Source organism: Streptomyces sp. NPDC005551 (genome assembly GCF_042871785.1).
Lineage (GTDB): Bacteria > Actinomycetota > Actinomycetes > Streptomycetales > Streptomycetaceae > Streptomyces.
On record NZ_JBIAJE010000003.1, the window covers coordinates 1 to 16,820 of the forward strand.

At 70.7% G+C, this 16,820-nt stretch carries 14 protein-coding genes; 4 read left to right on the forward strand and 10 right to left on the reverse strand.

Annotated elements, in window-relative coordinates:
• Positions 1–585: 585 nt before the first annotated feature.
• The 5 genes from ACFYP4_RS08235 to ACFYP4_RS08255 form a co-directional block, all read right to left on the reverse strand.
• On the reverse strand, positions 586–984 hold the full coding sequence (locus tag ACFYP4_RS08235) for a hypothetical protein (RefSeq protein WP_358854749.1): 399 nt from the start codon (positions 982–984) through the stop codon (positions 586–588).
• Between the two features lie 165 nt (positions 985–1,149).
• Entirely contained in the window at positions 1,150–2,121 is a 972-nt protein-coding gene (locus tag ACFYP4_RS08240; RefSeq protein WP_388783881.1) for a 4'-phosphopantetheinyl transferase family protein, read from the reverse strand.
• 128 nt (positions 2,122–2,249) lie between these two features.
• Complete coding sequence (locus ACFYP4_RS08245) at positions 2,250–3,578, reverse strand: hypothetical protein (protein WP_388783884.1); 1,329 nt, start codon at positions 3,576–3,578, stop codon at positions 2,250–2,252.
• A gap of 389 nt (positions 3,579–3,967) precedes the next feature.
• Positions 3,968–4,921, reverse strand: a complete 954-nt coding sequence (locus ACFYP4_RS08250; protein WP_358854752.1) for an SRPBCC family protein — start codon at positions 4,919–4,921, stop codon at positions 3,968–3,970.
• A 105-nt stretch (positions 4,922–5,026) separates the two neighbouring features.
• The gene (locus tag ACFYP4_RS08255; RefSeq protein ID WP_358854778.1) at positions 5,027–5,755 is read right to left on the reverse strand and encodes a GAF and ANTAR domain-containing protein; all 729 of its coding nucleotides are present in this window, start codon (positions 5,753–5,755) and stop codon (positions 5,027–5,029) included.
• Positions 5,756–6,302: 547 nt separating this feature from the next.
• Between ACFYP4_RS08255 and ACFYP4_RS08260 the strand changes: the two genes are divergently transcribed.
• Positions 6,303–8,480 carry a SpoIIE family protein phosphatase gene (locus ACFYP4_RS08260; RefSeq protein WP_388783888.1) on the forward strand — a complete coding sequence of 726 codons (2,178 nt, stop codon included), beginning with the start codon at positions 6,303–6,305 and terminating at the stop codon, positions 8,478–8,480.
• Positions 8,481–8,620: 140 nt separating this feature from the next.
• Here the strand turns inward: ACFYP4_RS08260 and ACFYP4_RS08265 are convergent, their stop codons facing one another.
• A complete protein-coding gene (locus ACFYP4_RS08265) occupies positions 8,621–9,064 on the reverse strand; it encodes a hypothetical protein (RefSeq protein ID WP_358854754.1) in 444 nt (147 codons plus the stop codon).
• Between the two features lie 248 nt (positions 9,065–9,312).
• The gene (locus ACFYP4_RS08270) at positions 9,313–9,876 is read right to left on the reverse strand and encodes a GNAT family N-acetyltransferase (protein WP_388783891.1); all 564 of its coding nucleotides are present in this window, start codon (positions 9,874–9,876) and stop codon (positions 9,313–9,315) included.
• A gap of 323 nt (positions 9,877–10,199) precedes the next feature.
• Between ACFYP4_RS08270 and ACFYP4_RS08275 the strand changes: the two genes are divergently transcribed.
• Positions 10,200–11,417 carry an MFS transporter gene (locus ACFYP4_RS08275; RefSeq protein ID WP_388783894.1) on the forward strand — a complete coding sequence of 406 codons (1,218 nt, stop codon included), beginning with the start codon at positions 10,200–10,202 and terminating at the stop codon, positions 11,415–11,417.
• A gap of 246 nt (positions 11,418–11,663) precedes the next feature.
• Here the strand turns inward: ACFYP4_RS08275 and ACFYP4_RS08280 are convergent, their stop codons facing one another.
• The gene (locus ACFYP4_RS08280; RefSeq protein ID WP_358854756.1) at positions 11,664–12,770 is read right to left on the reverse strand and encodes a hypothetical protein; all 1,107 of its coding nucleotides are present in this window, start codon (positions 12,768–12,770) and stop codon (positions 11,664–11,666) included.
• Positions 12,771–13,060: 290 nt separating this feature from the next.
• On the opposite strand from ACFYP4_RS08280, the gene ACFYP4_RS08285 reads away from it, so the two are divergent.
• Together ACFYP4_RS08285 and ACFYP4_RS08290 are read left to right on the forward strand one after the other, a co-directional pair.
• On the forward strand, positions 13,061–13,909 hold the full coding sequence (locus ACFYP4_RS08285) for a hypothetical protein (RefSeq protein WP_388783897.1): 849 nt from the start codon (positions 13,061–13,063) through the stop codon (positions 13,907–13,909).
• A 371-nt stretch (positions 13,910–14,280) separates the two neighbouring features.
• Positions 14,281–15,390, forward strand: a complete 1,110-nt coding sequence (locus ACFYP4_RS08290) for a serine hydrolase domain-containing protein (RefSeq protein ID WP_388783900.1) — start codon at positions 14,281–14,283, stop codon at positions 15,388–15,390.
• Between the two features lie 76 nt (positions 15,391–15,466).
• Here ACFYP4_RS08290 and ACFYP4_RS08295 read toward each other — a convergent pair whose 3' ends face one another.
• A complete protein-coding gene (locus ACFYP4_RS08295; RefSeq protein ID WP_358854759.1) occupies positions 15,467–16,000 on the reverse strand; it encodes a 2'-5' RNA ligase family protein in 534 nt (177 codons plus the stop codon).
• Positions 16,001–16,191: 191 nt separating this feature from the next.
• The gene (locus ACFYP4_RS08300) at positions 16,192–16,476 is read right to left on the reverse strand and encodes a hypothetical protein (RefSeq protein ID WP_358854760.1); all 285 of its coding nucleotides are present in this window, start codon (positions 16,474–16,476) and stop codon (positions 16,192–16,194) included.
• Positions 16,477–16,820 lie beyond the last annotated feature (344 nt).

Sequence of the window (16,820 nt, forward strand, 5' to 3'; positions counted from 1 at the left end):
ACCCCACCATTCAAAAACAGCACGAACGGTATGTCAATAGAAAACCGTCCGTCCTGTTTCTGAAATCCTCCACCCCACCCCACCACACCCCCCACCACACCCCCCCACCAGCCAACACCCCCACACCCACCACCCCTTCAACCACCCCACACCCCCACCACCCCACCCCACCACCCACCCACCACCACTCCACCCCCCACCAAACAAACCACCCGGTCTCAACCCCAACACCCCCACACACGCCGGGTTGATAGTTGCCGGGCTTTCACTTGCTGATGGGGTGGGTTGTTTGGGTGGGAGTGCATCAGCCGGACCCCTCGGGCGGAGCCCGGGTGAACAACCGATAGGCGCGCACCCACTACTCAAGCGCGCCGTCGGTCGACTTCAGACGTGCCGCCAGAGCATCGACCGTGCCCTCGGCCACGTCGGCCAGCAGGCCGCGCTGTACTCGACGTGCTCGTACACGACCGCAACCCGCGCCCGTCGGGGACGACCCGGCCGAAGCGCTCGCCTCCGCAGGACCGTCTCCCGTTCGGCGACGGACTGCCAGGCACGTGCGAACCGGCCCGGGTCCAGCGGTCCGCTTCAGTCCCAGGTGAGCTGCTCCCCGTGCCCGCCGGGGGCGTCCTGATCCTCGACGGCGGCCCAGGGCAGCGTCTGCTGATGCCCGCTCAGGGTGAGGGTGTCGGCCGCCGGTGGTGCCAGCAGGTCGGCCAACAGGTCGTCGTTGAGCGAGCCGCCGGCCGTGGCCCGGGTACGCGGGGTGAGCCGCAGGACGCGGCGACAAGGGCACTCGGTGTCCGCTTCGGCGTCCAGGGTGACGTCGTATGCCCGACGGCGCTCGGCGGCACGGACCGCGAGCGCCTCGGCATTAGTGCCGGGGAGCGGGCCCACCTCGAAGACGAGCGGCGAGCCGGGCAGAGTGCCGGGCAGTTCGTGCACCGCGGCAAGATCGGTGCCCGCCTGCCGGTCAGGACTGCTCATCCATTTCCCCGGGGGGCCGGACGGCGGCGCTGGCGCAGCAGCCGACTCGCGGTGTCCCGGCCTCCTTGTCGAATGGTTTCTGCAGGGTGGGTGTCGTGGTCGGAGTCGTGTCGGCCTTGGTCGGCGCTACACCGACCGTGGCCGGCGGTACATCGGCACCGCCGCTCACCGCTTCGACCGCCGCCGTCCCGGAAAGTCGATGACGCGGCAGTCCAGCGACCGCGACTCCGCCTCCAACTCTGGCTCCGGTTCCGGCGGCGCCCCCGGCCCCAACTCCGGCTCTGGCTGCGGCTGCGGCTGCGGCTGCGGCTGCGGCTGCGGTGGGGGTGTTCGCCAGAGTCCGCGGGCGGGTGCCAGGGCCCCGGTCCCGGCCGGCGGCGCCGCTGCGGTGTCCTTGCGGTGCGCCTCGCTGACCCAGAAGTCTCCCTCGACCAGATGGGTGGCAAAGGCCCACCGGCCCGCGCTGTCCCCGGCGAGGCGGGGCTCTCCTGCCGCGTCCCACCCGAAGCCGACCGCCGAGAATCGGCGCCGCATGCCGTCTCCCAGCGCCTTGGTGTACGCCTCCTTCAGCGTCCACAGGCGCAGAAACCGCTCGTTGCGCTCGGGGTCGGGCAGGTCCGCGAGCATGGCGGCCTCCTCGGCGGTGCACACGTGTTCGCGCAGCGCCTCCAAGGAGACTCGGCGCCCGGCGGGTTCGGCGTCGACACCGACGGGCCCGGTGCGGCTGACCCCGACCACGATCAGCTCGTCGGTATGGGCCAGGCTCACCTCCAGGTCCGCGCCGAGCCCGCGCAGTACGGGCCGTCCGCCCGGCAGGTAGGCCAGGTCGAGCCGGGCGGCGGGGACCTGCAGAGCGGCGGCAGCCGTGTGCTTGACCACCACGCGGGAGACGGCCAGGCTCAGCCGCCCGGCCGGCGCCGGGTGCTGCCGGTAGCGCGGCCAGTCACGGCCCAGCAGGGTACGCAGCCCCGGATCCAGCAGAGCCGGTGTCAGCCACTGACCCCAGGTCGTGTACACGACGGCTCGGCCACTGTCCTCGATCCGCTCCTGGACCTCCTCCCACGGCCCGTCCGGCCCCGGAGCATGGCACGGCGGCAAGAACACCGGCACGCGCCCGGACGCGGGTGCGTAGGACACCGCAGCGAGAGTGTCGGCACCGTCCGCGCGGCTCCCGCTCCCGCTCCCGCCAACGCCCAAGCCCGCGCCCCCGCCCACCCTTCCGCTCCCGTTCCCTTCCACGCCGGCGCTTCCTCCCCCGCTTGCGCTCACCACGGAAGCCTCGTCGCATACAGGTCGTAGTCCACGCCGTTCGTCGCGCGCCGGGCCAGCTCGTCCCACACGCCTGGCCAGGTCTGGGGCATGTGGTCGGGCAGGGGCAGGGCGAGCCGGCCGGTGATCCGTGCCAGCGCCAGCAGCGTCCAGTCGGTGTCGCCGAAAAAGGACTCGGGGGTCGCGGCCACCGCTTCCCGCACGCCCAGCACGGCGGCGGCCAGCACCAGCAGTGCCTGACGGTCCGCCAGCGCGCGTGCCGCCGGGTCGGCTGGCTCGTGCACAGGGGCGGCCGCGCAGGCGGCCCGCAGCGCCCGTTGCTCGGCACTGAGCCGGCGGCCCAGACGGGCGAGCGCCACGGTGCCGGCGGTGCCGGTGGCGGCGAGCCGTCTGGCGGCAGCGGGCAGAGTCGCCGCAAGGGCCTGCGGGCTGTGGGTGCCCGGCGCCGCGGCGGGTGCGGCCTCACCGATCCTGAACAGTGCCGCTGGTTCCCCCTGCCACCCCGGCGGGGGGCGGTCCGCCGAGTTCAGCCCGCGCACCAGACAAGCCTGGGCGGCGCGGGCAGCCGCCCAGTCGGCCCCGGCAAATTTCCGGTCGTCCAGGATCTTGGCCAGGGTGCGCCGTTCGAGGGTGTCGGCATCGAACCCGCACTCGTTCAGCACCAGTTCGAGGTCGCCCAGCAGTTCCTCCAGCAGCAGCGGCACTAGGTATCCCACGACAGCGGCCAGCGGCGCCGCGCCGAGCGAGTCGCTGTGCGCACCACACCCAGGTGCGTCCGGCCTAGCCTCGTGCTGCCCCGCCTCGTGCTGCCTAGCCTCGTGCTGCCCCGCCTCGTGCTGCCCCGCCGCGTCCGGCGCCGCTACGTCCGGCCCCGCCGCGGGACAGGAGCGCAGGGCCAGGGCCGTCAGACTCTCGCAGGCCAGCAGGTCCGCGAAGACCGCGGCCAGAACCGGCTGCCACTGCCCGGCACCGGGCTCGTACCTGCTCAGACCGTCCACGATACGGGTCGCGCCGCGCAGGACACCGGCGGCCGAGGCGAGCAGCGCGGCAGGCCCCAGCAGCGCGGCTGCCGGGTGCGGCACGACTGCGTGCAGCAGCGGACCGGTGCTCCAGGCATGAGCCAGGGCCAGATCCCGGCGCAACAGCGGGCGCAGAGCCCGGGCGAGCTCCCAGGGCGCCGGCGGCGTCTTCCCGGCCACGGTCAGTTCGGCGGGCGGGGCGGGCAGCGCGTCATGGCCCGCCGCCCACAAGGCGGCGCGGCCGTAGGGATTGGCGCGGTCCCGGGGATCACCCAGCAACGCCTCCAGGCGCACCGCGTACTGCACCGCACGCCACTCCCCGCCCCCCGCGTCCGGCCCGTCCACCGCACCCGATGACTCGTGCACCGCACCCGGTGATTCGCCCACAGCGTCCCACGGCCGGTCCGCCGCACCCCGTGCCTCGTGCCCCGCACCCCGTGCCTCGTGCCCCGAGCCCGGTGCCTCGTGCCCCACACCCCGTGCCTCGTGCCCCGAGCCTGGTGCCTCGTGCCCCGAGCTCAACCCGTCCACCGCGCCCCGTGGTTGGCGCGCCGCGCCCGACGGCGGGTGTGCCGGTCCGGTGGCGGTCATCCCCGGGTGCCGGCCGGCATCCGGCAGGGGCCGGGTCAGGGCCATCACCGATCTCCTCCTCGTAGTGGTGCTGCCGCGTCGAACGGCCGGTTCCGCAGCGGAGCTCATCGCAGCCGGGGTACGGCGCTCTCGGCGTGCCAGCGCGCCAGGCCCAGGGCCTCGGTGCTGGAACGGCCCAGCCACTCACGCACGTGCCTGCGGGCGTCGAAGAGCACCGCGTCCTCGCCCAGGACGGCCTGGACGGCGCTCTCCTTCAACATCACCTGGTGGACGGAGACGACACGCACTCCGCTCTCGTCGGGTTCCAGGGACCATTCCCCGTAGTGCGCGGCGACCGGATCGGGCATCACGGTCGCCTTGTGGACGATGCGTCCCGCGGCCGGGAAGCACAGGCGAACGGCCTCGGACACGAGCGTGTGCCCGGTGTCCGGGGCGCAGGTGTGCAGCACCGTCAGCTGCACACCGGGCTGGTCCTCGGTGACCTCGGCCCGTTCGACGTCGGGGACCAGGTCCACCCAGTCCTCGATGCGGTACAAGAAGTCGTACACCAGCTCCGGGGAACCCGAGACATAGACGCTGTCCTCGAAGGACAGCAGCAGTTCATCCAGCCGGTCCCAGCGCTCCGCAGTCTCGCGCAGCGCCGCCAGCTCGCTCTGCACGTCCCCCTCGAGCGCGTGAGCTGCCCCGACCGACTCCCAGGGTTCGTGCGGGCGCTCATGACGCAGGCTCAGCAGGCACCGGCCGGCACCGTCCGGCACCACGCTCCACACACCGGTGGCCGGTGCGCCGGTCAGCAGCGCGTCACGCACCTCGAACTCGATCCGGCGGTCGCCGGGGCGCAGCACACGACGGACGATCGCGGAGCGCACTTGACCGTCGTGCAGGCGCCACGACCGCAGTTCCTCCCGCACACCGTCGAAGCCCAGGCGCTCGACATGGATGTAGGAGGGCAGCAGGACCGGCCAGCGCGGAGCATCGGCAAGGAGGCCGTACACGACCCCGGCAGGAGCCGCGACGGGGACGGTGTGCTGAGCACTGAGCACTCGACTCGACGCCATGCACGACCCCCTCCTCCAGGAATCCTCAACACTGCACGAAGCCACCTGAGCCGCACTCGAGTCCGGCCGGAGACGACCGCGACGACACGGCCGCAGGGCGTTGCGTCAGGTGCGGGAGCCGAAGTCGGGGGTGGTGGGGGGCCGACCACTGATGTTGGTGATCAGTTCGGCACACAGGTCGCGGAGTTTGATGTTGCGGTGCTGCGAGGCCGAGCGCAGGGTGGTGAAGGCTTCGGCGGCTGTGCACCGGCGCTGGCCCATGATCACGCCCAGGGCCTGGTCGATGACGCTGCGGGACTGCATGGCGGCCTGCAGCTGGAGGGTGAACTCCTGAGTGTCGCCGATGCGCTGGGCGACGGCGATGCCGCCGGCCGCCTGGGCCGCGAGCGAGCGCAGCGCGGTGAGGTCGTCGTCCCCGCAGGCACCTGGCGCGCCGAAGTACAGGTTGAGCGCTCCGGCGAGGCGGGTGCGAGCGGCGATCGGCAGGGAGAGGGAGGAGCGGATCCCGCACGCGGCGGCGTAGGCGGGATAGTCTCCCCAGCGGCTTTCGCGCAGCATGTCCGCGACGGTGATCTCCGTTCCGGTGCGCAGGGACTGCAGGCAGGGGCCGTCATCCTGGCCGTACTGCTTCTCGTCCAGTTTCGGCGCCGCGGGCCCGATGCTGACCACTGTCATGGGCCGGCCGCCGCCCTCCAGCGTCACCCCCACCCCCTCCGCCCCGGCCAGCTCCAGGGCGGCGTCCGCCAGCGTCTGCAGGAATTCCTCCAGCGAGTCCGTCTCCAGCAGCCACCGCGTGATGCGGCTGCTGTCGTCGTATGCGTCATCGGCGTTCATCATGTGTCCTTCGCAAGGCCTGCGGCCCTTTCGGATGAGTCTTCGGAACGTTCGATACGCATGCGGTGTTGCCAGGCCGGTCGCGCGTCCGGTACGCATCCCGTGCCGCCGGAACCGACCACGCCTCCCTCCCCACGTCCCTCTCCCCTTCTTCCGGTGCCCCACTGCCCCGAGGCGCGGTGTGACCCATCGGCACGAGACACCTTCGCATCCGCCGCATCCCCGAGTACCACGCCGGGCCCGACGGAACCCCCGCCGTACCCCCCGTACCCCACCGTGCCGCCACCGCACTGAGCGGAGGCACTGCCCCGTCGTGTCGTCCCCGGGCGCAGCCGCCGCCCACGGGCCGCCGCGGTAGCACGGGTGGGCGGTGGGGCGGCCGACCGGGACCGGGACGGCGTGCCGGGCGTCTCCCACCGGCGTAACGTCCATAAAGGGACTCGCGCGGGCGGGCCAGCCCCGCGTCCCGCGCAGGATGCACCTGAAAGGGCGCAGGGACGGCCGCTGCCGTCCACCCGATCCGTCCCGCGATGCTGGAGGTGTCCCTGTGACCGGCGCGGGTGATCCGACCGCCGCCGAGCGTGCGCTGGATGCCGAGATCGCTCAGACGGTACGCCAGACGGGTGCGTCCGTCGGCGCCCTGTACCTGCTCGACCCGCTCATGCCGAGGGAACAGGTGCTGTCGCTGACTGTGCTGTGCGGAGCACCGGCCGAGTTCGCCGCGCCGTGGGCCCGGGTGTCGCTGAACGCTCCGGCACCGGTGGCCGAGACCGTGCGGGAGCAGCGGATGGTCTGGATCGGCAGCCAGGAGGAGATGGCCCGGTCCTACCCCCGTACCGCGATGGCACTGCCCTACCCGCTGGTGCTGGCGGCGGCGCCCGTCACCGGGGTCCGGCGCCTGGGTGCGCTGCTGCTGATGTGGCCGCCCTCCCGTCCGCCGTACATGACCGGCCGCGAGCGCGGTCACATCGCCTCGCGCTGCCGACGCCTGGCCCGGCTCCTGGAGGAAGCCGCCGAGCAGGACCGTCCCGCGGTGCGGCGCCAGGGGATGCGGGTCGTCACCGCCGTGGGCGGCCCGCGATCAGCCAGCCCGGCGACGGCCGCCGCCGACCTCGTGGAGCGGCTGCCAGGCGGCAGCTGCGCCCTGGACCTGGAGGGACGCTTCGTCTACCTCAGTTCCGGGGCCTGCGAACTGCTGGGCCGGGAAGCCGGCCGTCTGCTCGGCACCCTGCCGTGGCAGTCCCTGCGCTGGCTGGACGACCCCGCCTACGAGGACCGCTACCGTGCCGCGGTGCTCAGCCGCGAACCCACGACGTTCACCGCCTGCCGTCCCCCCGACCAATGGCTGGACTTCCACCTCTACCCCGACGCCAGCGGCATCAGCGTACGCATCGTGCCCACCGGGACACGGCAGCCGCCGGTACCGGGCTCCGCCCGCGCGGCAGCCACCGTCACACCCGCGCGGGCCGGCCCCCTCTACCAGCTCACCCACCTCGCCGCCGCACTGACCGAGGTCGTCGGCGTCCAGGACGTCATCGACCTGATCGCCGACCAGGTCCTGCCCGCCTTCGCAGCACAAGGCCTGGTCCTGTCCGCCGCCGACGCCGGACGGCTACGGATCACCGGCCACCGCGGATACGACACGCACACCATCGAACGCCTGGACGGTCTGCCCCTGGACACAGGTTTCACCCCGGCCGGGAAAGCACTCAGCGACGGCATCCCCGCCTTCTTCGCCAACCCCCGGGAAATGCAGCAGTTGTACCCCCAGGCCCCGGTGGTCAGCGGAAAAGAGGCCTGGGCCTTCCTGCCGCTGATCATCTCCGGCCGGCCCGTCGGCTGCTGCATCCTGTCCTACGACCATCCCCACACCTTCCCGGCCGAGGAACGCGCCGTCCTGACCTCACTGGCCGGCCTCATCGCCCAGGCCCTGGACCGTGCCCGTCTGTACGACACCAAGCACGAACTCGCCCACAGCCTCCAGCAGGCGCTGCTCCCCCGCGCCCTGCCCTCCATCCCCGGGCTGCGAGTGGCCGCCCGCTACCTGCCCGCAACCCGGGGCATGGGCATCGGTGGTGACTTCTACGACCTGATCCGCCTCTCGGACAGCGCCGCCGCCGCCGTCATCGGAGACGTCCAGGGCCACGACGCCGCCGCGGCAGCACTCATGGGCCAGGTGCGCACAGCCATCTACGCCCACGCGACCCTCGGCACACCCCCCGACCAAGTCCTCGCCAGGACCAACCGGCTCCTCACCCACCTGTCCCCCGACCTGCTCACCAGCTGTCTCTACACCCACCTCGACTTCTCCCACCGACGCGTCACACTCGCCAGCGCCGGCCACCCACCACCCATCCTGCGCCTCGCCGACGGCACCGCCCGGCCGCTGACCGTCCCCCCGGGACCACTGCTGGGCATCGACCCCGACGCCGACTTCCCCCTCACCCACATCCCTCTCACCCCCGGCCTGACCCTCGCCCTCTACACCGACGGACTCGTCGAAGTACCAGGCACCGACCTGGAAGACTCCCTCAACACCCTCGCCCGCCACCTCGCCACCGCCGATACCGAGGACCTGGACCTGCTGATCGACGACCTCCTCGAAAAGACGAGCACGACCGCCCAACGCACAGACGACATCGCCCTTCTCGTACTCCACCACCCGCACTCCCGCACACCCGTGCCCCCGCTCGGCACAGACCGTTCCGCAGACGGTGTGCCATGACCTGGGCTGACGCCTGACGGGCGCTCCACTCAGCGAGCACGGTCGCACCCATGCGAGAGGGCACGGCACGCCCGCCCTCCGCAAGACGCGGACATACACGAGCCCCGTCGGCGGGTTGGGGACGGGGCTCGTTGTGCCAGTCAGCAGGCGTCGTACTTCCAGTCGCCTCCCTCCATGACCCACGGCTGCCCATGCTGGTCGAACTTCGGCAGACCCTCGACCTTGTACGAGACACGCGCCATGCCCCCCGACACCTTCGCCGTCACGCCCGCCGCCGGGTGCCCGTCCCCGTAGTCGGCCGATGCTTGCTCGACGAGTGCCTGATAGTCCTCCAACGCGACCGTCTTCTGGCAGCGCTGCGAAAGGGTGTCGTACGCACTGTCGGCGTCGCCCTCGAAGTAGGCGTCGGTGTAGTCCTCGACGGCCTCTTGCACGCCGCTGTCGTCATCGGTCCGGGCGTTACCCGGGCTACTGGCACTGTCGTTCTTCGTGGGCGCGGCGTCGCTGCTCTCCTCGCTGGATGAGCAGGCGGTGAGCGCGAGCAGCGCGGCGGCGGTCAGCGTAATCGCGGTGGTGGTGCGCATGGTTTCCCCAGGACGTGTTCGGCGGAGAGGCCATCGTGCCACGGCCGGACATGCCTGAGGCCCGTGCCCCTGATGCCTTGAGTGCGGCCCTCGACCGGTGCCCATCATGCGGCGGGGGTCTGTAAGAGGGGCCACATCCTCGGCTCTCTCGCCTTGGCGTTCAGCTCTGCACCGGCTCGTTGAGACCGGGTATGACCGCCACCGCTTGGCTGACACCCCGGGACTGAACCTCGGGGGCCGCTACGAGGTTACCGTCGGGACTTCCGCCGTACACGCGTGGTTGAGGCGTACTGGTCCGACGACAACTCGAACACCCGTAGCCGCCGGCCGGAGGTGGGAACGACGGTCTCGCGGAACAAGTGCATCCCGAGTTTGGCCATGATCCGTTCAGAGGCGTCGTTGCCGACTTGAGCGATGCTGACGATCCGCTCCAGCCCTCGCTCTTCGAACCCGAACCGTACGGCGGCGACGGCAGCCTCGGTGGCCAGGCCCTGCCCCCAGTGGGAACGTCCCAGCCGCCAGCCGACCTCAACCGCCGGCAGTACTTCCGGCAAGAAGTCCGGCACCGAAAGGCCGGTGAACCCGGCCAGCTCGCCAGTGGACCGGATCTCCACGGCGAACAGACCGAAGCCCCGTGACTCCCACTCGCTCTCCCATGCCTGGATCCCGCCGCGGGTCTGTTGTTCGTCACGGACGCTGCCGTCGCGGATCCACCGCATGACCTCGGGGTCGGCATTGACGGCAGCCATGGGAGCAACGTCTTCCTCGCGCCAACGGCGCAGGATCAAACGGGGAGTTCCAAGCGTGACCATCCGGTCATTGTGAAGCAGGAATGGGCTCTCCGTCATCCTCGTCAGGCATTTGCTGCGCCTCGACAAGTGGGCGGAAGCGGGGAGCCTGGCGCCCCAGAGATTCGTCATCGGTGCAGACGCATGCGGCTGCGGTCCCGAATGCTCGGTCCGCCCTGCGGAAGACACAGTTGGCGCCAGGACACCTTTCCGCGTGGGCCGTTGTGAGCCGGAATGCGACATCACCCGTGAAGGGCAAGGGTGCAGTCGCAGAGCTGCCAGCCACCTCTCGACGAGACCTGCTGGACTGATCGCGAAACCCAGCGCCTTTCACAGGACGGAACGTCATGCCGGGAACCACCACAACATCAGCCGACGACAGACTCTCGCCTCCTCGGTCCCCGCTGACGGAGTGGCTGGCAGTGATCTCGGTGATGCTGGGAATCTTCGCCATCGTCACCACCGAGATCCTGCCGATCGGTCTGCTGACCTCGATCGGATCCAGTTTCACCGTCTCGGACGGGATGGCTGGACTGATGATGACCATGCCGGGCTTCCTGGCGGCGATCGCCGCTCCACTGGTCACCGTGGCCACGGCACGCTTCGACCGCCGACTGATGCTGTGCGCCTTCGTGCTCCTGCTGGTACTGGCGAACTTTCTTGCCGCCGCGGCACCCGACTACTGGCTCGTACTGACCTCCCGGATCATGGTCGGGATCACGATTGGCGGCTTCTGGTCGATAGGAGCCGGGTTGGCGGAACGACTGGTGCCACCGGCCTCGGTCGGCAGGGCAACCGCCGTGATCTTCTCTGCCGTCCCGCTGGGATCCGTCCTCGGCGTGCCGGCAGGGACCCTCATCGGAGATCTCGCCGGATGGCGGACGGCTTTCACCCTGATGGGAACTCTGACGGTCGGCGTACTGATCATGCTGGTCCTGTTCGTCCCGCCGCTTCCTCCGGTCCAGGCCACTCGGCTGGGCGTCCTGGGCAGCACGCTCCGCAGCGGCAGCACCCGCTTCGCACTCCTGCTGACGTTCCTGGTTGTACTGGCTCACTTCGGCACCTACACCTACGTGACACCATTCTTGGAACAGGTCACCCACGCCGGCGGCGGTCTGATCACCACAGCCTTGCTGCTCTACGGTGCCGCCGGCATCCTCGGCAACTTCCTGGGCGGCGCCTGCGTAGCCCGGTATCCGCGGAGTGTCTTCGGCTTCGCCGGCGCCTTGATCGCCGCGGTGACCCTCCTGCTTCCAGCGTTGGGCCGTTGGGAGACCGGCGCGATGATGCTGCTGATCGTGTGGGGCTTCGCGTACGGTGCCGTACCAGTCGCGTCGCAGGCCTGGTTCTCCAAGGCGGTACCGCACGCCCCGGAAGCGGCATCGGTCCTGTTCACCGCTTCTTTTCAGGCAACGATCTCGATCGGCGCACTCGTAGGGGGAGTCGTCCTGGACCGCACCTCTCCGTCCGCAGTCATGTTGCTGGGCGGTTGCACCGCGCTTCTCATGGTCCTGGCGGTGGTGGGGTCACGCCTGGTCGGGCCGGACCGCGACGAGCGGCCTTGAACACATGGGGCCGTTCCGGCCCTCGGCTGGTTCACGAGGGCCGGATCGGGTCGCCCGGGCCAAGCCTCGCAGAGAAGAGTTTCAATAGATCCCCGGCAGGTGGAAGCCGGCGGTGTGCAACGACGGAGACGTCATGATGTGCCCTCGGCGACAACGCCTGCTGCCCACCGGTTCACGTGCAACGGCCCGAGTGGGCCCACTACTCCCACGTTGGAGACTGAATACCGGCACGTCTTGGTCAGTCCGCTAGAAGAGGCCGGCGCGCATGTGCTGTGTGAGGTTCTCGCGGATCTCGCGCAACCACGGTCGTTGGACGGCCGGCAGCCGGACCAGTGTGTGCTGAAACGTGCCCGGATCGGCCCGGAACAGGTACCGGGGGCGCGGTGGGGGCGGGTCGTCGCGGAGGACGCCGTCGGGCATGCCGCCCGACGCGGTAACCGGCAGGTGCGGCTTGGGGAAGGCCAGCCACAGCCACACCCCGAACGGCAGAGGCACCGGGTAGGCCGTGGCGGCCGGGCCGACCGGGACCCAAGTCTCTCCGGTCTGCGGATGGGTCGGCACGAGGACGATGTCGGCGTCCCCGTCCAGGGTGGGCTGTCCTGGTCCGGCCAGGACGGCGCGCCGTGCCGGCGGACCCGCGGGCAGCAGGGCGTCGAGGGCGCGTTGGAACACTTCCTTACTCAGACCGTCCGGGACGGTCACCGGCCGGCCCTCCGAGGCTGCTAGCAGGTGAGCGAGCGCCCGGCCGACCGCGGCCTCCCACTGCGGGCTCCACGACCAGAAGTGGTTCGGCCCGAGCCGCGACCCCCATGTGGCGATCGGCTCGAACGGAGGCGTGCGCTTCCCTTCCTCCAACAGCTCTGCCCAGGAGAGCCGCGCGGAGTCGGCACCGTCGACGAGAACGCAGCGCACGGCGTTGGGGGCGAGCCATACCGCCTGCCAGAGTGAGCAGTCGTCGATCCGGCTCGCCACGGGCAGGCCGCAGTCCTCGCAGGCCATGTTGGGGCCGTCTGCTCCGTCGAGGCCGCAACAGTAGCCACCGGCCAGCTCCGGGATCAGCAGGGTGCCGCGGGCATCGCCGGGTGCGATGACGACTGAGCCGGGGGCGCCGTCGGAGAGGGCGTGGACCGGCGCGTAGATCCCGCGGGCCGCCGCCTCGTCCGGATGGATCTCTTCCCATCTCCTCCACGGCGGGCCCCAGGGCTCGGGGTCCACGGCGAACGTTCCCGACTCCATCAGCACCGGGAGCTGAATCCCGTTCCCGTACTTCTGATGAGCGTGGGCCGGCAGGTCGACCCGGGACAACGGGTTGGTCAGCCGGCCGCCGCATCCCACACAAACGAAAACGAACAATGGCCCTCCGCCAGAGAAACGGAGGGCATCCTCGCAGCTCCGTGACGGATGGGCCAACGTGTTTTGAATCCACCCTGCGGGGCCGCAGCACAGCCACGACGTTGGACATGGCCGTTCGAATCCACGGAGGGCTCTGACGCCTCCCGAAGTGGTGAACATCTGCTGCCCGTTCTCAGGGTCTGGCACAGATCCCGGGGAGCCGTCACGGCGGGTCACTGATACAGCGTCTTCCACGCCCCGTACGACGTGCTCGGCCTGGATCTGCCCTGCAGGCGGTTCAGGAGGAGACGGTGAGGGACACCCAGGACGCTAGGCTGCCGTTCTTCGGCGGACGGGGGCATGACATGTGGCAGCGGAGGATTTGGGTGGTCGTGCTCGGCGCGGCCCTGGTGGTCCTCACCGGCTGCGGTTCCCAGACCGCCGAGACCGATGAGGAGGAGGCGAGAGGCGCGGCCACGGCCGCCGCCTGGACGCTCGCCGCTCCGATTCGCATCGCCGGCGTCCGTACCGCCGACGGCGGTCGGTCTCTGGTGGTCGATGCCGAAGTGCCCGACGGGGCACGCGACTGCGTGCGCAGCCTGCGCGGTCAGCTCGACACCGTCGAGCACGGCACGGTTTACGCGAAGGTGACGTACGAGACCCGTTCCCTGGACCAGGACTCCGGCTGCACCGGCACGCGGCGGGTCAAAGCGACGGTGAAGCTGGGCGAGCCCCTTGGCTCCCGCAGGGTCATGGTGAACAGCATGGACGTGTACACCCCCGTCGGTGCCACGCCACCCGCTCTGCGGCAGTGCGGTGAGAACGGCTGCGACCCCACGCCGCCGCGTTGCACTTCGTCCTCGTACGGGCAGGCGGTCAACGACACGGACATCCCCAAGCACACGAGCTGGGAAGAACGCGGCTGCGACGACACGTGGCTGGTGCTGGACCTGTCGACCCGGATGGGGCCGGCGTGCGGTGACGCCGGCGACGGCTGCTCCTCCTCTGATGTCTCCCAGCGCTGGTTCTACCGGGCCGAGTCCTCGGGCTGGCGGCCGGTCGCCACGAATGGCGATGCGGGGTGCGCCGGGATCCACGAAGTCCTGCCGGAATTGCCCGAGCACCTCTGCGCGTCGCTGCCGCGGCTCGACCGCGGCTGATCCCCCCGAGCCTGCGGCTGGCGGCGCCCGGTGGCACAGGGTCGCAGCTCCGGCCTCCGGCAGCGGAACGCCAGTAGGCCGGGTTTCAGCAGGCGCGCAGGGCACTCGGGCGCCGCTCCCGCCGTCCTGGCCTCCGCCGTCTCTCCCACTCGTCGTGCAGGAGGTCAGGTTCTTGATGCCGGCCTCGGCCGTGTGCAGCGTGCCGTTCGACCGAGACCGGCTGAATCGCCGTACGCCGGGCTGTGTCAAGGGGGATGACCCCAGTTCGATACGGGCACCCGTCGTACTGATCTCTCGGTGGAAGCCTGGCAGGGTCGTCGGCAAGCGAAGATCCGGCAGCGTCCGGCAGCCATGACCCAGGGAGAACACTCATGCACCGCCAGCGTCTCGCCGTCACAGTCCTGCTCACCGCCACCCTCACCGGGGGTCTCGTTCCCGCAGCAGCGGCCCACGACGCCCACCGGCCCGACCCGGTGCAGCGGCAGCTGAGTCTTCTCGTCGAGCGAGACGGAGTGCCGGGCGCCCTCGCGTATGACGGCAAGGTGACGCGTACCCTCGGCGTCGCGGACATCGAGTCGGGCCGTCCGATGGTCGGTGCGCAGGGCAGGTTCCGGCTGGCCAGCAACACCAAAGCGTTCACCGCGGCGGCCGTGATGCGCCTGGTGGTGGATGGGCGGATACGACTGGACGACCGCGCGGGCACGTATGTACCGCAGCTCGCTCACCACACCATCACCGTACGGCAGTTGCTCAAGCAGACCAGCGGTCTGCCGGAGTACTCTGCGCTGGCCGACTGGAGTCGGCCGGGAACGCCCGAGGACTACCTGGCCCTCGCGCTCGAGGAACAACCCGTGTTCGAAGCCGGCACCGACTGGGGTTACTCCAACACCAACTACCTGGTGCTCGGGATGGTGATCGACACGGCGTCGGGAGTCGGCTTCCGCACGTACATCGATCGCACGGTCGTGCATCCGTTGCGCCTGGACGACACCTACTGGCCCGCACCTGGCGAATTCACCCTGCGTGGGCCGCACGCCCGCAACTACGGGGTCCACCCGGCGCGCCCGGACGCGGGCCGGGTGGATGTGACCGAGTTGCCTGGGTACGAGTTCGGCGCGTCCGGCGGGCTCGTGTCCACGCCCGAGGACCTCAACGCATTCTGGGACGGCCTGTTCGGCGGGCGCCTGTTGCCCGGCTGGGCGGTGGGCCTGATGACCCGGGACACCACCGACGTCGGTGGCCGCGACGTCTACCCGCCGGGCAGCCGTTACGGGTACGGCGTCGCGTCGATCCCCCTCAGCTGTGGCGGTTCCTACTGGGGCCACGGCGGCGATCTGCCGGGCGATTCGGTGGGCGGTGGGCGGGCCACGGGGGGCCGCGGCACCGTGACCGTCTACACCACGACGTGGGCAGCCGAAGGGGACAGCCTGCGCCACCTCCAGGGAGCCGTGGACGCGGCCCTGTGCGCCAAGCGCCGGTAGGCCGCGGCCGCTGTGCGGTTCCAGCAGTCCGACCAGCGGGTGCTGGTCTCGCGCGCCTTACGTCCCAGACGGCGTTTCAGGGTCGGGGCTTCAGCACCTCCAGGGCGCCGGTCCGGGTGTCGTAGCTGCGCAGGGTGGTGAGGCGGGCCGACAACGGCGGCGCCGGCAGCAGCTCGGGGAGCCGACGGTCGGCGAAGGCACCGGCCCGCCGGGTCCGTCCGAGGGTGATGTGAGGGCTCCAGCGTCCAGGTTCGTGGAACGGATTGAGCGTATCGGGTGGGCTGTCCGAGGCCACCGCCTCCCACACCCGCCGGTGCAGGCCGACCAGCGTGGAGTCGGGATCCAGCCCCCAGGCCAGCACCGAGGTGGGCCGCTCGAAACGAACCAGGCCGGTGAACCGCACCGGCAGCGGCAGGGCGGCGGCCACCTCCGCGAGTTCCCAGCGAATCGAGGCGGTCAGCTCCGGGCAGGCCGCCAGGGTGAGGTGCGGGCTGTTGGTCGGTGAGCGGTGACGCGCCTGACTGGACAGCCCCGCGTCCGCGAGCCGCCGCCAGGCCTCCCGAACCGCCAGTTCTGCCGCCTCATCCAACAGGAGCTCGACCGTGCGCACCGCCGCAGCCTACCGGCGATCGCCTGCGGTTCCGCCACCGGCAGGGCCGTCGGGCCGGGAGTCCCACCGGGTCCCGTGGTCGGTCTCCTCGGTCTCCTCGGTCTCCTCAGACTCCTCGGCAGCGGTGCGGCGACATGTGAAGGCGAGCGATCGTTCACAACGAGGAGGTGACCACGAGCCCGCGCAGTTGGTCAGGCGCCGACAGCGGTGACACCGAACATCAGGGTCCGGCGACTGACGTCGTAGTGCACGGTCGGTGTGCTGCGCAGGAGGTCCTGGAGCACGTCGGCGTCGTCGACATCGACGGTCAGTACCTCTTCCCAAGCGCCCTCATCGAGTACGAGTTGCAGGGTGAGGGTGCCGCGGGCAGCGGGCTCCCCCGCCACCCAGCTGAACTGGTAGTGGCTGAGTTGGCGCACTTTGATGCTGTCGTCCGTCACGGGTTGCGCAACCTTGGTCGTGGCAGCTCTGGGCATGATGTCTCTCCTCACGTGAGTCATGCGGGTGCCCGCAGCGGACCGCGTCCACTGCTCACCCGGCAGCCGGCACCTGGCACCCGGCAGCTGCAGTGCACGACATACGCCTCTGCGGGCGCAGGGCATTGACATCAGACTCGGAGAGATTGACGGCGCCTGCCATATGAAGCGCGCACTTGGTCGAATCTCACCGTCAGAAATCATTCCCTGTCCGACCTTCGTGTGTGGTTCTTTTGCAGGTCAGGACTGGTATCACTGCTGGCACGGGAGTCCTCGTCCGTTGCCGGCCGAGATGTCGTGGGGGTGACGGGTGCAGTCGATGCGGGCGGTTCGCGGAGACGGCG

Bases quoted from the DNA above. Each gene is read 5' to 3' on its own strand.
- ACFYP4_RS08275 (WP_388783894.1), top strand. From the start codon at position 10,200: ATGCCGGGAACCACCACAACATCAGCCGACGACAGACTCTCGCCTCCT.
- ACFYP4_RS08235 (WP_358854749.1), bottom strand. From the start codon at position 984: ATGAGCAGTCCTGACCGGCAGGCGGGCACCGATCTTGCCGCGGTGCAC.
- ACFYP4_RS08300 (WP_358854760.1), bottom strand. From the start codon at position 16,476: ATGCCCAGAGCTGCCACGACCAAGGTTGCGCAACCCGTGACGGACGAC.
- ACFYP4_RS08250 (WP_358854752.1), bottom strand. From the start codon at position 4,921: ATGGCGTCGAGTCGAGTGCTCAGTGCTCAGCACACCGTCCCCGTCGCG.
- ACFYP4_RS08270 (WP_388783891.1), bottom strand. From the start codon at position 9,876: ATGGTCACGCTTGGAACTCCCCGTTTGATCCTGCGCCGTTGGCGCGAG.
- ACFYP4_RS08290 (WP_388783900.1), top strand. From the start codon at position 14,281: ATGCACCGCCAGCGTCTCGCCGTCACAGTCCTGCTCACCGCCACCCTC.
- ACFYP4_RS08265 (WP_358854754.1), bottom strand. From the start codon at position 9,064: ATGCGCACCACCACCGCGATTACGCTGACCGCCGCCGCGCTGCTCGCG.
- ACFYP4_RS08255 (WP_358854778.1), bottom strand. From the start codon at position 5,755: ATGAACGCCGATGACGCATACGACGACAGCAGCCGCATCACGCGGTGG.